A 13,543-nucleotide genomic window follows, 5' to 3' on the forward strand; every position below is an offset into this window, starting at 1 on the left:
TATTTTTCATGGTCGGTGTGTCTTCGGCACGATTCCCGACGTTATCAATGTGAATCGGGCACAATGCCCGGAAACTTCATCCCAATGCTCTGGACTAACCCACATTGGTCGCGTTGGGCTATAACCTTTGACACACTTTATTTGTAGTAAGGAGCATCAGCACATGCAACTCGGGATTATTGGACTGGGCCGCATGGGCGGTAATATTGCGCGCCGCCTGATGCTCAATGGGCATACCACCGTTGTTTACGACCGCAATACCGCCTTCGTCGAGAACCTGGCCAAAGAAGGCTCCACCGGTGTCGCCGACCTGCCGGCGCTGGTCGCAGGCCTGGCCAAACCGCGTGCGATCTGGGTCATGCTACCGGCCGGCGCACCGACCGAAGACACCATCGAAACCCTGAGCAACCTGCTCGAAGCCGGCGACACCATCATCGACGGCGGCAACACCTTCTATAAAGACGACATCCGCCGGGCCAAGACCCTGAAGGAAAAAGGCCTGCACTACATCGACGTCGGCACCTCCGGCGGCGTCTGGGGCCTGGAGCGCGGTTACTGCATGATGATCGGCGGCGACGCCGAAACCGTGACTCGCCTCGATCCGCTGTTCGAAAGCCTGGCGCCGGGCCTGGGTGACATCCCGCGCACCAAGGACCGCAAGTCCGATGACGATCGTGCCGAACGCGGCTACATCCACGCCGGTCCGGCGGGCTCTGGCCACTTCGTCAAGATGATCCACAACGGCATCGAGTACGGCATGATGCAGGCCTTCGCTGAAGGCTTCGATATTCTCAAAACCAAATCCAGCGAGAACTTGCCTGAAGATCAGCGCTTCGACCTGAACGTCGGCGACATCGCCGAAGTCTGGCGCCGTGGCAGCGTGGTGTCGTCGTGGTTGCTCGACCTGACCGCCGATGCCCTGGCCAGCGATCCGAAACTCGACGGTTACTCCGGCTCGGTGGCTGACAGCGGCGAAGGTCGCTGGACCATCGAAGCCGCCATGGAGCAGTCGGTGCCCGTACCGGTGCTGTCGAACTCTCTGTTCTCGCGCTACCGTTCCCGTGGCCAAGGCACCTTTGGCGACAAAATTCTCTCGGCCCAGCGCTTCGGCTTCGGCGGCCATGTGGAGACTTCGAAAAAATGACCAATACGATCCGCAGGAAATCCAAGGCAGAACCCGCACCACCGACCACGCTGTTCCTGTTCGGTGCCCATGGTGATCTGGTCAAGCGTCTGTTGATGCCGGCCCTGTACAACCTCAGTCGCGACGGCCTGCTTGGCAATGGACTGCGGATCATCGGCGTTGACCACAACGCCATCAGCGATGAAGCCTTCGCGCAAAAGCTCGAAGACTTCATTCGCACCGAAGCAGCCGCCAAGGTGGGGAAGGGCGATGACGCCCTCGACCCGGCCTTGTGGGCCAAACTGGCCAAAGGCATCAGCTACGTCCAGGGCGACTTCCTGGACGACAGCACCTATCAAGCCCTGGCGGCAAAAATCGCCGACAGCGGCACCGGCAACGCGGTGTTCTACCTGGCCACCGCGCCACGTTTCTTCAGTGAAGTGGTGCGCCGCCTCGGCAGCGCCGGTTTGCTGGAAGAGACGCCCGAAGCCTTCAGAAGGGTGGTGATCGAAAAACCGTTCGGCTCCGACCTGCAAACCGCCGAAGCCTTGAACGCCTGTTTGCTCAAGGTGATGTCGGAGAAGCAGATCTACCGGATCGACCATTACCTGGGCAAGGAAACCGTGCAGAACATTCTGGTCAGCCGGTTCTCCAACAGCCTGTTCGAAGCGTTCTGGAACAACCATTACATCGACCACGTACAGATCACCGCCGCGGAAACCGTCGGCGTGGAAACCCGTGGCAGTTTTTACGAACACACCGGCGCCTTGCGGGACATGGTGCCTAATCACCTGTTCCAGTTGCTGGCGATGGTGGCCATGGAACCGCCGGCCGCGTTTGGCGCCGATGCGGTCCGTGGCGAGAAAGCCAAAGTGGTCGGCGCGATCCGGCCGTGGTCCGTTGAAGAGGCGCGGGCCAACTCGGTACGCGGCCAATACGCCGCAGGCGAAGTCGATGGCAAGCCGTTGACCGGCTATCGCCAGGAAAACAACGTGGCGCCGGACAGCACCACCGAAACCTACGTCGCGCTGAAAGTGATGATCGACAACTGGCGTTGGGTCGGCGTGCCGTTCTACCTGCGCACCGGCAAGCGCATGAGCGTGCGCGACACCGAAATCGTCATCTGCTTCAAGCCTGCGCCGTACGCGCAGTTCCGCGACACCGAAGTCGATGAGTTGCAGCCGACTTACCTGCGGATCCAGATCCAGCCCAACGAAGGCATGTGGTTCGACCTGCTGGCCAAACGGCCGGGGCCGGCGCTGAAGATGGCCAACATCGAGTTGGGGTTCGCCTACAAGGACTTCTTCGAGATGCAGCCGTCCACCGGCTACGAAACCCTGATCTACGATTGCCTGACCGGCGATCAGACGCTGTTCCAGCGCGCCGACAACATCGAGAACGGCTGGCGCGCCGTGCAGCCGTTCCTCGACGCCTGGCAGCAGGATGCAAGCGTGCAGGGCTACGCGGCGGGTGAGGACGGCCCGCAGGCCGCCGAGGACCTGCTGACCCGTGATGGTCGCGTCTGGCACGGTCTCGGATGAGTGACGCCGCGAAACACCCCATCCGTTTTCTGCTCAGCGACATGGACGGCACCTTGCTGCTGCCCGATCACAGCCTCAGCCAGCGCACGATCGAAGCGGTCCGCGCATTGCGCGAGGCCGGTGTTTTCTTCAGCCTGGCCACTGGCCGGCCACCGAAAGCCATGCTGCAGCAGATCGAAGCCCTGGGCGTCGACCTGCCGACCGCCGCTTTCAATGGCGGCACCATCGTCAACCCGGACGGCAGTTTGCTGGTCGCCCATTACTTGCCGGCCACCGCGGCCCTGACCGCGCTGGCGCTGTTTGCCGACCGGCCGGACATCGAAATCTGGGTATTCAGCGGTGGCGACTGGTTGTTGAAGGATCCGAACGGCCCGATGGTTCCCCGTGAACAACACGGCTTGGGCTATCCGCCGGTGGTGGTCGAGAGTTTTGAGCCGTACCTGGAACGCATCGACAAGATCGTCGCCACCAGCAACAACGCGCAGTTGTTGATCGAACTGGAAGCGCTGCTGCTGCCGAAAGTGGAAGGCCAGGCCCAAGTCTCCCGTTCACAGCCGATTTACCTGGACGTGACCGCGATGCAAGCCAACAAGGGCGCGGCGCTGGCGACACTGGCGGAGTTTCTCGGCGTACCGCTGGAGCAGACGGCTGCACTGGGCGACGGCGGCAATGACCCGGCGATGTTCCATCGCGCCGGATTATCGATTGCCATGGGGCAGGCGGAGGAAGCGGTAAGGCGCCAGGCCGATGTGGTCACCGGCGCCAACACCGAAGACGGCGCGGCGCAAGCCATCGAGCAATACATCCTCCTTCACGCGTAATGATCGTTCCCACGCTCTGCGTGGGAATGCAGCCCGGGACGCTCCGCGTCCCATTGGAACGCGGAGCGTCCCTTGAGGCATTCCCACGCAGAGTGGTGGAACGATCAGCGCGGGGTTACAGCCAGAAACTCACGGCATACCAACCCAAAACCCCCATCACCACCGTATACGGCAACGCCATCCACACCATCCGTCCATACGACAGACGAATCAGCGGCGCAATCGCCGAGGTCAGCAAAAACAGAAACGCAGCCTGACCATTGGGCGTCGCCACGCTCGGCAAATTGGTCCCGGTATTGATGGCAATCGCCAGGGTTTCGAAATGCTCGCGGCTCATGTGGCCGGAGAGGAATGCCTGTTTCACTTCCGTGATGTAAATCGTCGCCACAAACACGTTGTCGCTGATCGCCGACAACAACCCGTTGGCAATGAACAGCATGCCCGGTTGTTGATCCGCCGGCAGGGCCAGCACCCATTGAATCAGCGGCGTGAACAGTTGCTGATCGTGAATCACCGCCACCACGGCGAAGAACACCACCAGCAGCGCGGTGAACGGCATGGCGTCTTTAAAGGCGTTGCCGATGCGGTGTTCGTCAGTGATGCCGGTGAATGCGGTGATCAACACGATCACCATCAAACCGATCAGCCCGACTTCGGCGATGTGAAACGCCAGTCCGGCAATCAGGATTAACGCCGCTGCGCCCTGGACCAGCAACGCCGCACGCTGGCGCGAGGTGCGTTCGGCGTTGTCTTCGGCGGCGTAGTTGGCCAGCACCGAGCGCACCGTGTCTGGCAGCAGCGTGCCGTAACCGAACCAGCGCAACTTCTCCAGCAGCACGCAGGTCACCAGGCCGGCGGCCAGCACCGGCAATGACACCGGGGCGATCTTCAAGAAGAACTCGGCGAAATGCCAACCCATCTCGTGGCCGATCAACAGGTTCTGCGGCTCGCCAACCAGCGTACACACACCACCCAGTGCCGTGCCCACGGCGCCATGCATCAGCAGGCTGCGCAGAAAGGCGCGGAATTGTTCCAGGTCTTCATGGTGCAGTGTGGGCAGATGCTGATCGTCGCTGAACCCGCTGTCCTGACGGGGATCGTTGCCCGAGGCGACGCGGTGATACACCGAGTAAAACCCCACCGCCGCGCTGATGATCACCGCCGTGACGGTCAAGGCGTCGAGAAACGCCGACAGAAACGCCGACAGAAAACAGAACATCAAGGCCAGCAACGCTTTGGAACGCACCCCGAGCAACAGGCGCGAGAACAAAAACAGCAGCAGGTCTTTCATGAAGTAGATGCCCGCCACCATAAACATCAGCAGCAGGATCACCGGGAAGTTGTGCACCAGTTCGTCATACAGCGCCTGGGGCGTAGTCATCTTCAACAGCAGCGCTTCGATCAGCAGCAGCCCGCCGGGCATCAGCGGATAACACTTGAGCGCCATGGCCAGGGTGAAAATGAACTCCAGCACCAACAACCAGCCAGCGGCCACCGGTCCCACTGCCCACAGCACCAGGGCGTTGAGTATCAGGAAGCCGACGATGCTCGCTTTGTACCAACGGGGAGAGTGCCCGAGAAAGTTGTGCGCGAACGCCTGGGCCATCGAACCGGACATCGGCTACTCCTTGTATTAAGAAGCGCGCAACTTGCCGGATGCGGCAGGGAAGATCAAGGGCAGCGGCTAGTTCAGGTATCGCGCCACGACCGCCCGGAAGTTACCGTCCAGTGAGTAGCCGCCGACGACGATCCGTCCGTTGTCCTGCACGGCCAGGGAAGTGGCGGTGTCCAGGCTGCGGCCCAACCGCGTGCGAACCCAGCCGATGCCATTGGCAAAGCTACGATCCAGATGCCCTTGCGGCAGGTACCGGGCCAGAATGAAATCGGCTTCGACCCCACCGATCGTGGCGCCAACGGCCATCACGCTGCCGTCCGGTTGAGCCTGGGCGGCGGTCCATTGGCAGCCGCTGTGGCCAATTTCCAGGCGTTGCGGCTGGCCGCCGTTGCAATGATTATCCGGGCGACCGTTGCTGTGTATTTTCAGCGACAGGCAGTGCATCGGGTCGCGACTGCTGCCAAAACAGTGCAAGTCACCATTGTCCTGCTGGATGATCTGGCTGACTTGAGCGCTGTGCCCCTGTGCCTTGAACGTCATGAATCCGTCCACGGCGAAGCTGTCGTCCAGTCGGCCATCGGCGTGATAGCGCGCGAGCAATCCTTCCGCCGGGAAATTGATCGAGCCACCCGCCAGGATTCGCCCGTCCCGTTGCACCATGAGGCTGGCGAGCCAGGTGTTCATCAGCAGATGCCGGACCACCACGAAGCCGCGACCGTTGAAATCGCTGTCCAGGGTGCCGTTGGCATTGAGGCGGATCAGCAGGCCGACGTGGTCGGCGAGTTCGAAATGATGATTGGCCAGCAACAGGATTCGACCGTCTTCCTGTACCGCGATATCGCAGGCTTCGGCGCCCGGCACGCCCGGTGGCAGCCAGTCGTCGCGCAATCCCTGGGACAGATCACCGGGTAGCCGCACCACTTGGCGGCCGTTGTCGCCAAAGCTTCGAACCGGCTGGCCATAGGGATCGAACAGCGCCAGGGCGGGCAGGGTGCGGTGAGCGTTTTCGTAGTGCAGGCCGGCCAGCAGAATGGCACCGCTGGGCAGGACATGCACCTTGCTGGCCATGGCCTCGAAGCCCAGGGCGAATTGGCCGATCAGGCTGCCTTGATTGCCAAAGCTTAGATCTGCCGAGCCATCCTCCAACAAGCGGGCCAGGCCAAAACGGCTGCCGCCATGGGTGCCGACCTTGGCGGCGACCAGCAAACGGCCTTGCGGGTCGATGGCGACACCGTTGGCCATGCTTGAGGAACTGCCGGCGAAATACACTTGGGTTTTGCCGGCGGCGGCAAAATCCGGGTCGAGCTGGCCACCTGAATGGACTGTGGCGGGGCAGGCGAAAGCGGTCTGGTTTGACATGCACGCATCTCCTTGCCAGTCGACCTCATCCCGGTAACCGGAAGGGTGACTGCGCGTGCGAAACATTCAATCCCTGAATGCATGGCCGCACAACTGTCATAACTAACAGGTGGAGGGTCGCTTTGTGCCAGAACAGTGTCTTTTGGAACCAGTACCAGCAAAACTTGCTCGCGATAGCGATCTTGAAAACGCCATCGCGAGCAAGCTTTGCTCCTACAGGGAGATGTTTATTCCCCCGCGATCTTTTGATCTTTAATTAATGAGGCATGGACCACGATTGCAAGGTGTAGCCATCTTCGCTGAGTGCAGCACGCGCCTGTTCCAGCAGATGTTCAAGTTGTACCGGATCGGAATAAGCACTGCACGGAATCTGCGCGCGGCCGATGCGGTTGTTGGTGCGGTCGATAACGCTCAGGCTGAGTTCGCCGTTGCCGTCTTGTGGGGCCCAGGCGACGCATTGAAATGGCTTGAACGCGCGGTCGGCAATCAAAAGAGCTTCGTTGATACGGAGCGGGGCGGTCATGGGATCTTCTCTCTGTATGCCCAATCAAGTGATAGGCCGTCGGTTGGGCTTACCGTTCGGCTGGTTACTTGTACTGATGCGCTCAATAGGGGGTTGGGTCACACACAATCCAAAGAAAATTCAACTTTCTTTCATATACTCAATATTCAGGTAGTTTTTGAAAGCTGGGTGAAAGGTTCAGTCGTTAGGCAACTAACAAAGTTCCTTCTTATAACTAATTAGTTAAGACTCCTATAGTCAAACGATACAAGGCCCCGTCAAATTCTTGCTAATGTTACAGCCAGGTCCGCCAAATGACTGTTTTTAATAATATTTCCTTAAATTTGGCGCCAAGGAACAGTCATGATCGAAGCGCCTGCCTTACGACGTCTGTTAGTGGTTGATCCTTGCGACGATTGCCATCGTCTTTTGCCGGGTTTGCGTTCTGTGGGGTGGGATGTTGACAGCTGTACGCTGGAAAACGCCGCCGACCGCACCTGCGATGTCGGGCTCCTGCGATTGCAGCCGTTCCACCTGGAACGTCCTGAAGCCGTCAAAGAATTGATCAGCCGCAGCGGCACCGAGTGGATTGCCGTGCTTAACCAGGAAGTCCTGCGCCTGCAAAATGTCGGGGATTTTGTGTGTGAATGGTTTTTTGACTTCCACACCTTGCCGTTCGATGTCTCCCGGGTCCAGGTGACCCTTGGCCGCGCATTCGGCATGGCGCGGCTGCGCGGGCAGGGCACGATTCACATCGACCAGCCGGAGCACGAGTTGCTGGGTGACAGCAAACCGATCCGCGAGCTGCGCAAGTTGTTAAGCAAACTGGCGCCGACCGAGTCGCCGGTATTGATCCGCGGCGAAAGCGGCACCGGCAAGGAGCTGGTGGCCCGCACCCTGCATCGACAATCCCAGCGCCACAGCAAGCCTTTCGTGGCGATCAACTGCGGCGCAATTCCCGAACACCTGATCCAGTCCGAGCTGTTTGGTCACGAGAAAGGCGCCTTCACCGGCGCGCATCAACGCAAGATCGGGCGGATCGAAGCGGCGAATGGCGGTACGCTGTTTCTCGATGAGATCGGCGACCTGCCATTGGAGCTGCAAGCCAATCTGCTGCGCTTCCTCCAGGAAAAACACATCGAGCATGTCGGCGGCAGTACGCCGATCCCGGTGGATGTGCGGGTGCTGGCGGCGACTCACGTCGACCTTGAGGCGGCAATCGAGAAAAAACGCTTTCGCGAAGATTTGTACTACCGCCTCAACGTTTTGCAGGTGGTCACCGCGCCGCTACGTGAACGCCACGGTGATCTATCGATGCTGGCCAACCACTTTTCCCATTTCTATAGCCATGAAACCGGTCGCCGCCCGCGTAGTTTCAGCGAAGACGCGCTGATCGCCATGGGCAAGCATGACTGGCCGGGCAATGTTCGCGAGCTGGCCAACCGGGTGCGTCGCGGGTTGGTACTGGCCGAAGGGCGCCAGATCGAAGCGCGAGATCTGGGGCTGATCAGCCAGCAGACCATTGCCGCGCCGATGGGCACCCTGGAAGACTACAAGACCCGCGCTGAACGCCAGGCCTTGTGCGATGTACTTAACCGCCACAGCGACAATTTGAGCATCGCCGCCAAAGTGCTGGGGATCTCCAGGCCGACCTTCTACCGTTTGTTGCACAAGCATCAGATCCGTTAACGCAAAAGATCTTTTAATGGTCCATACAAAAAAGCCCCGCTGCGATGGAAGTCGCAGCGGGGCTTTGCCGTTGTAGTGGATCAGAAGTAGTACGGGAATTTCAGGCTGAAGGAAAAGTCCGGTGAGTCTTCGGTCAGGCCAATAGCCAGGTTGGGCACGATCGTCAGGTTATTCGTAGCCGCCAGGGTCATGCCGATGTTGAAGTTGGCGGCGTTGTAATCGCTGTTGGAAATCGATTGCCAATCACCACCGTCCGGTTTGATCTTGCTCTTGCGGGCGAACTGATCGGTGAACGAAAACGACATACTCATCTTCTCGTTCAAGGCGAATGCTATGCCGGCGCCGACCTGCCAGGAATCACCCAGTTTCACGTCACCCTTGACCTTGGAGCCGACCTGAGGGCTGATGTCGCTGAAAGAGTCTTGCATGTTGTAGGTGTAGGACAGCGTGCCGAACAGCACGGCAGGGTCGAAGGTCTTGACCAGCGAGAGCCCCGGGGTGATCGCCCAGACACCATTGCCGGTAGGCAAGTCTTGGGGTACCGAGAGGTTATCGTTGGTCGGGTCACTGACCAGCTTGATGCCGTAAGGGTCCTTGCCGGTCGGTGCCTTGACGCGCAGGGTCGCGACCGCGTCGGGCCAATTGTCCGACTCATCCAGAAACTTGTAAGCCACACCGACGTTCACATCGCCGATGGTCGGGTCCCGTGTAACGGTTGCGTCTGACGTCACCGGACCTGCGCCACCCGCGCCACCGGAGGAATACGTCGATTCGCGATAAACAATCGGGACGTTTATGTCGAACTGCCAGCGTTGCGCCACGTTATAGCGGGCGGTCAGGTCCAGGGTCCAGTTGTCGGCCTTGATGCGGTCGAGGTTGATGTTGCCGAGGAAAATCGAATCCAGTGCCAGGAAGCCGTTGAGCGTTAACGCCCGGGTATCGTAGTGCGTGTAGGTTACGCCGGTTTCGAGGCTGAACTTGCCGCCACCGAAGAAGCCGCTGGCCTCGTCATACAGGTTGGAGACGCTTTGCGCAGGCTCCGAATCGTCCTTGAGCGATTGGCCGTATGAGCTGCCGGAGGTGCCTGGCGCACCGGTGGCCACCGTCTGGCCGCCCTTGGCCGGCTCGGCGGGGGATTTGGTCAGGCGTTTGGGCGCCGGTGTCGCAGGTGCTTGTTCGACTTGGCGAACACGCTGCTCAAGTACCATCAGCGCGTTCTGTTGTGCTTCGTAACGCTGTTTCAACTCCGTGAGTTCTTGTTTTAATGCTTCGACCTGAGGATCCGGTGCTGCGTATAGCAGTGTGGCCGGGGTCAGGCTACTCAAACAGACGATAGCTCTGAACGTTAACGATCGGTGCATGGGTAAGCCGTCCCTTCTGATTAGATCTGAATGAGACTGAGCGTAGATCAGAATCCGATAGTGCGAAGACCTTTAAGCTGATCCAGGTTGCCGTTGAGCGATCCGGCTGTCGGCACGGTGTCCCGCAGCACGACATTCAAGGACGTGAGGTTGCGAACCTGGTTGCTACTGCCAAGCAAAGTCGTGTTCTGCATCAGTCCACCCTGGGCCAGGCGTTGTACGGTGCTGCCCTGGTTGTTGTTTGCCACGATGTTGAGTTGCACTCCACTACCGGTTGAGGAAACGCTGAGCGAGCCCGCGCCATTGTTGCCCACCAACGTCTGGCCTGGGGCCAATGCCTGGCCCTGCGGTGGCGTTGCTGGAGCCTGGTCGACCTGGCTGGCTTTTGCGACGTTGATATCAACGTTGTTGTAGGCGGTGTTGTTGTCGCCGGCGGCACGCACGACTTGAGTGACGCCTTCAGTGGTGTTGAGGCCGCTACCGCCAGTGACGGTGCCTGTACCTGTGACGGAACCTGTGCCTGCGCCGGAGCCGGAGCCGGAGCCTTGCGAACTCGTTTGGCCAGCAGGTTTTTCGTCGATCATCGACACATAGAACTGGGGTTTGATGGTCGATTGTTGAATTTTCATCGCGGACGTCGCCCCGATCAACTGACCTTCGGCATTCTGCCAAGTGCTGGTCATGACAATGCCGAAACTGACGATCCGTCCCGGCATGACAAATCGGCCGCGCAGGGTCGCCAATTCCTGATCCTTCAGTTCAATGGGTTTGAACGTCGCTGCCTGGGTTGGCAGGCTGGCGGCCAGGCAAACCACGGCCAGCCAGGTTGAAGTTTTCATTGGATGCTCCCGGAGCTTCGTGCTCCCTTGTTATTAGAAGAAGTCGCTTTGGATGAATCCGAAATCCATCAACTCCGCGTCTTGCACCGGGCTGAATGCGTTGATACGGCTCTTGGCCGTCAGTGGTATGGGTGGGTCGAGCAGCGCATTGGTTTTGTCGTAGCCCTGGCCGATGACGGCAAAGATGATGCCGTTCCAGCCTTTGACAAAATCATCGATTTTGTAGCGTTTATGTCCGAGTACCGGATCGCCGATATAGACCCAGTCTTTTTGCACTTTTTGCAGGACTACAAAATGCTTGTAGCCACGGATGTCCATGAGTACCACCACCGGAATTTTGATTTCATTCAGCGTTTCCGTTGCTACCCGGTAGCCACGGGCCCGCATGCCGATACTTTCCACGTAGTGCTTCATGTCGAGCATGGAGAAGCCCTGGACGCGGACAAGATTTTGATCCGAGTGGGCCAGCATGCCTTCAATGATCTGATTCTCACTCACGTCCAGCCAATAGGCCTGGCGCAAGATGGTCGCCAGCGCCGCGGCGCCGCAACTGAAGTCGGTTTTCTGTTGCACCAGGTCGGCAAATTTACGCTCGCGTACGCTCTGGATCGGCTTGTACACCACCGCGCCGCCCGGCAGGACGGAAAGCGGCATCTGTGCAGCCTCGATCACACTGGCCACGCAAAGCAAAAATACCAAGGCGATAATGCGCATGGTGGGATGCCTTCTGGTTGTTGTTGAAAAAGGGCCCCCGTGAGGGGGCCCCAAAGACAGCCATTAGAACGAGTTGTTGGAAATGGCCAGCGAGTTGCTTTGTTGGTTGCCCACACCAGCAGCCACGTTGACGCCGAGGTTGCCGCTGCCGCCATTCACCGAACCGCTCAGGGTTGCAGTGTTGGTTACAGGGTTGGCCCAGCCGGTTGGAGTCAGCACTTGATAGGAAACGGAGTTGCTCAGATCATATGAACTGCTCTCAGCGTAGGCTTTCTGTTTGTCATACTCGGACTGATGGGATTTGCTGCCGGATTTTTCGAACGAGGAATCGAACGACTTATCGAACGAGGAGCTGCCCGATTTGTTGTGCGATTTATCGACCGATACGTCCAGCGTTGCATCAAGCGATGCGGTCAGAGAAGCGTCGGATGACGAACTGCTGCTACCCGAATGGTGATAGCCATTATCCCAGGAAGCATTTTGAGCAGCCGCAGCCGAAGCATCCAGCGTAGCGTTCAACGAAGCATTCAAATTAGAGCTAGAGGAACTGCTCTTCTCGAAGCTTTTTGAACCACTGGCATCGAAGCTTTTCGAACCGCTCACGTCAAAGCTCGATGAAGAGCTTTTACTGCCGCTCGCTGCACTGGCCTTGGCGTAGTCGGCACTGCCGCTGGCCGAGGTGGTGAAGGTCAGCGTATCCACGCGATAGGTACGATCGGCGCTGTTATTGACAGTCAGGCCAGGACCTGTTTGTTCGGCAGAGGCGGTGGCTGTTGCGTTACCCAGTGGAGCATTGGTGTTAGCAATGGCCATGGTGTTTTTCTGTTGGTTCAGGTCGCCGGCCGCAACGTTGACACCCATGTTGCCGCTGCCGCCATTAGCCGAACCGCTCATAGAAGCAGTAGCTTGGCTGCCGTAGTTGTCGACCCGGTTGTTGCGGCTGGTTTGGGTGACGGAAGCCGTGGCACTGGCGTTGCCGAACACGAACGCATTATCAGGCGCAGCAGCGGCGGCGTTGGCAATCGCAGCTGCGTTGTCTTGTTGGTTACCGTCGCCGCCAGCCACGTTGACGCCGACGTTGCCGCTGGTGCCTGTGGCAGAGTTGTTCATCTCGGCACTGTTGACAGTCCCGGCGTTGCTAATGCGGTTATCGGTACTACTTTGGGTATCCCACGCATTCGCCGTGGCGTAGACAGGGATTTTGGTTGGAGGAGGGGTGTGCTGACCGTTGTTATTATGGCCATTGTGGTGGCCATTATGGTGGTCGTCACTTTGTCCAGCTTGTACAGCAACAGCCATGACCGCAGCAATTGCGAAAACCAGAGGCTTGATTGCCATCGAAGGTTTCATGGTGATTCTCCGTACTGATTTATAGGTTAAGTGTTGTTTTTTTTACCTGTTTTGGGTCAATCCGCGACCCGTACGCTCACGGTGTTGGCCGTTCGGTTTCCCACCCCGGCGCTCTGATTCAACTGAATTACTCCACGGCTACCGGTGAAGGCCTGATCGCTGGTAGCGACCCGGCGATAGCCTGGTGCGGAGTCAGTTGGATCGGAGTTGTTGAGCAGCGCCACGTTCTGTTGAAGGAGGACGCTGTCGTCGATACTTTGCGGCTGTGCACTGATGCTTATCCGCAGGGCATTGGCCTGCTGGTTGTTGGCGCCCGAGCTCTGGTTGACGCCCAGCACGCCGTTACCGTGGCTGAAGGCGTTACCTTGAATGGTGGAGCTGGCGTCGATTCTGGGGTCTGCGGGTGAATGCAGCCGTTGGCGAATCTGGGTGGATGCATTGGCGTTGGTGCCAATCGCGATGGCCCGGGCGTTGACCTGTTGTTGCTGATCGCCGGCGGCCTGGTTGACCCCGAGATTGCCCTGGTACTGCGAGCCCGAACTGTCGATGTCAGCGTTATCGATGACGGGAGACTGGGCGAAGGACGATGCACTGCAAAACATGGCGATAATCAGCAGCGAACGATTCAT

Annotated in this window: 12 protein-coding genes; 4 read left to right on the forward strand and 8 right to left on the reverse strand. The window is 59.0% G+C overall.

The genetic code is table 11. The annotated features are described in order from the left end of the window. Positions 1-163 precede the first annotated feature (163 nt). From gnd to BK667_RS00130, 3 genes are read left to right on the forward strand one after another with little or no spacing between them, the layout of a single operon-like run. The gene (gnd, locus tag BK667_RS00120; protein WP_123509587.1) at positions 164-1,144 is read left to right on the forward strand and encodes a phosphogluconate dehydrogenase (NAD(+)-dependent, decarboxylating); all 981 of its coding nucleotides are present in this window, start codon (positions 164-166) and stop codon (positions 1,142-1,144) included. Then, positions 1,141-2,664, forward strand: coding sequence for a glucose-6-phosphate dehydrogenase (gene zwf, locus BK667_RS00125; protein ID WP_123509586.1), 1,524 nt, complete (start codon positions 1,141-1,143; stop codon positions 2,662-2,664). The genes gnd and zwf overlap by 4 nt, the downstream gene beginning before the upstream one ends. After that, the gene (locus BK667_RS00130) at positions 2,661-3,485 is read left to right on the forward strand and encodes an HAD family hydrolase (protein ID WP_123596454.1); all 825 of its coding nucleotides are present in this window, start codon (positions 2,661-2,663) and stop codon (positions 3,483-3,485) included. Before zwf ends, BK667_RS00130 begins: the two co-directional genes overlap by 4 nt. Before the next feature lie 115 nt (positions 3,486-3,600). On the opposite strand, the gene nhaB is transcribed toward BK667_RS00130, so the two are convergent. From nhaB to BK667_RS00145, 3 genes are all read right to left on the reverse strand, one after another. Then, positions 3,601-5,103 (reverse strand): sodium/proton antiporter NhaB, encoded by a 1,503-nt coding sequence (nhaB, locus tag BK667_RS00135; protein WP_123596455.1) that lies wholly within the window; start codon positions 5,101-5,103, stop codon positions 3,601-3,603. 66 nt (positions 5,104-5,169) lie between these two features. Then, a complete protein-coding gene (locus BK667_RS00140; RefSeq protein ID WP_123596456.1) occupies positions 5,170-6,459 on the reverse strand; it encodes an NHL repeat-containing protein in 1,290 nt (429 codons plus the stop codon). Positions 6,460-6,715: 256 nt separating this feature from the next. After that, complete coding sequence (locus tag BK667_RS00145; protein WP_123509582.1) at positions 6,716-6,982, reverse strand: hypothetical protein; 267 nt, start codon at positions 6,980-6,982, stop codon at positions 6,716-6,718. Between the two features lie 342 nt (positions 6,983-7,324). On the opposite strand from BK667_RS00145, the gene BK667_RS00150 reads away from it, so the two are divergent. Further along, positions 7,325-8,650, forward strand: a complete 1,326-nt coding sequence (locus tag BK667_RS00150) for a sigma-54 dependent transcriptional regulator (RefSeq protein ID WP_123509581.1) — start codon at positions 7,325-7,327, stop codon at positions 8,648-8,650. A gap of 80 nt (positions 8,651-8,730) precedes the next feature. Here the strand turns inward: BK667_RS00150 and fapF are convergent, their stop codons facing one another. The 5 genes from fapF to fapB all read right to left on the reverse strand — a co-directional run bounded on the left by fapF (position 8,731) and on the right by fapB (position 13,543). Further along, a complete protein-coding gene (fapF, locus tag BK667_RS00155; RefSeq protein ID WP_123509580.1) occupies positions 8,731-10,011 on the reverse strand; it encodes a fibril amyloid transporter FapF in 1,281 nt (426 codons plus the stop codon). A 47-nt stretch (positions 10,012-10,058) separates the two neighbouring features. Next, positions 10,059-10,850, reverse strand: a complete 792-nt coding sequence (gene fapE / locus BK667_RS00160; RefSeq protein ID WP_123596457.1) for a fibril amyloid subunit FapE — start codon at positions 10,848-10,850, stop codon at positions 10,059-10,061. 33 nt (positions 10,851-10,883) lie between these two features. After that, positions 10,884-11,564: a fibril amyloid maturation endopeptidase FapD gene (gene fapD, locus BK667_RS00165; protein WP_123509578.1), complete on the reverse strand. Its 681-nt coding sequence runs from the start codon at positions 11,562-11,564 to the stop codon at positions 10,884-10,886. Between the two features lie 63 nt (positions 11,565-11,627). After that, a complete protein-coding gene (gene fapC, locus BK667_RS00170; protein ID WP_123596458.1) occupies positions 11,628-12,914 on the reverse strand; it encodes an amyloid-like fimbrin subunit FapC in 1,287 nt (428 codons plus the stop codon). A 56-nt stretch (positions 12,915-12,970) separates the two neighbouring features. Beyond that, entirely contained in the window at positions 12,971-13,543 is a 573-nt protein-coding gene (gene fapB, locus BK667_RS00175; RefSeq protein WP_123596459.1) for a fibril amyloid subunit FapB, read from the reverse strand.

The organism is Pseudomonas frederiksbergensis, assembly GCF_003732705.1.
Taxonomy (GTDB): Bacteria; Pseudomonadota; Gammaproteobacteria; order Pseudomonadales; family Pseudomonadaceae; genus Aquipseudomonas; species Aquipseudomonas frederiksbergensis_F.

Coding starts and splice junctions, on each gene's coding strand:
- fapF (WP_123509580.1), bottom strand. CDS start 10,011: ATGCACCGATCGTTAACGTTCAGAGCTATCGTCTGTTTGAGTAGCCTG.
- fapE (WP_123596457.1), bottom strand. CDS start 10,850: ATGAAAACTTCAACCTGGCTGGCCGTGGTTTGCCTGGCCGCCAGCCTG.
- BK667_RS00145 (WP_123509582.1), bottom strand. CDS start 6,982: ATGACCGCCCCGCTCCGTATCAACGAAGCTCTTTTGATTGCCGACCGC.
- zwf (WP_123509586.1), top strand. CDS start 1,141: ATGACCAATACGATCCGCAGGAAATCCAAGGCAGAACCCGCACCACCG.
- BK667_RS00150 (WP_123509581.1), top strand. CDS start 7,325: ATGATCGAAGCGCCTGCCTTACGACGTCTGTTAGTGGTTGATCCTTGC.
- BK667_RS00140 (WP_123596456.1), bottom strand. CDS start 6,459: ATGTCAAACCAGACCGCTTTCGCCTGCCCCGCCACAGTCCATTCAGGT.
- fapC (WP_123596458.1), bottom strand. CDS start 12,914: ATGAAACCTTCGATGGCAATCAAGCCTCTGGTTTTCGCAATTGCTGCG.
- nhaB (WP_123596455.1), bottom strand. CDS start 5,103: ATGTCCGGTTCGATGGCCCAGGCGTTCGCGCACAACTTTCTCGGGCAC.
- BK667_RS00130 (WP_123596454.1), top strand. CDS start 2,661: ATGAGTGACGCCGCGAAACACCCCATCCGTTTTCTGCTCAGCGACATG.
- fapD (WP_123509578.1), bottom strand. CDS start 11,564: ATGCGCATTATCGCCTTGGTATTTTTGCTTTGCGTGGCCAGTGTGATC.
- fapB (WP_123596459.1), bottom strand. CDS start 13,543: ATGAATCGTTCGCTGCTGATTATCGCCATGTTTTGCAGTGCATCGTCC.
- gnd (WP_123509587.1), top strand. CDS start 164: ATGCAACTCGGGATTATTGGACTGGGCCGCATGGGCGGTAATATTGCG.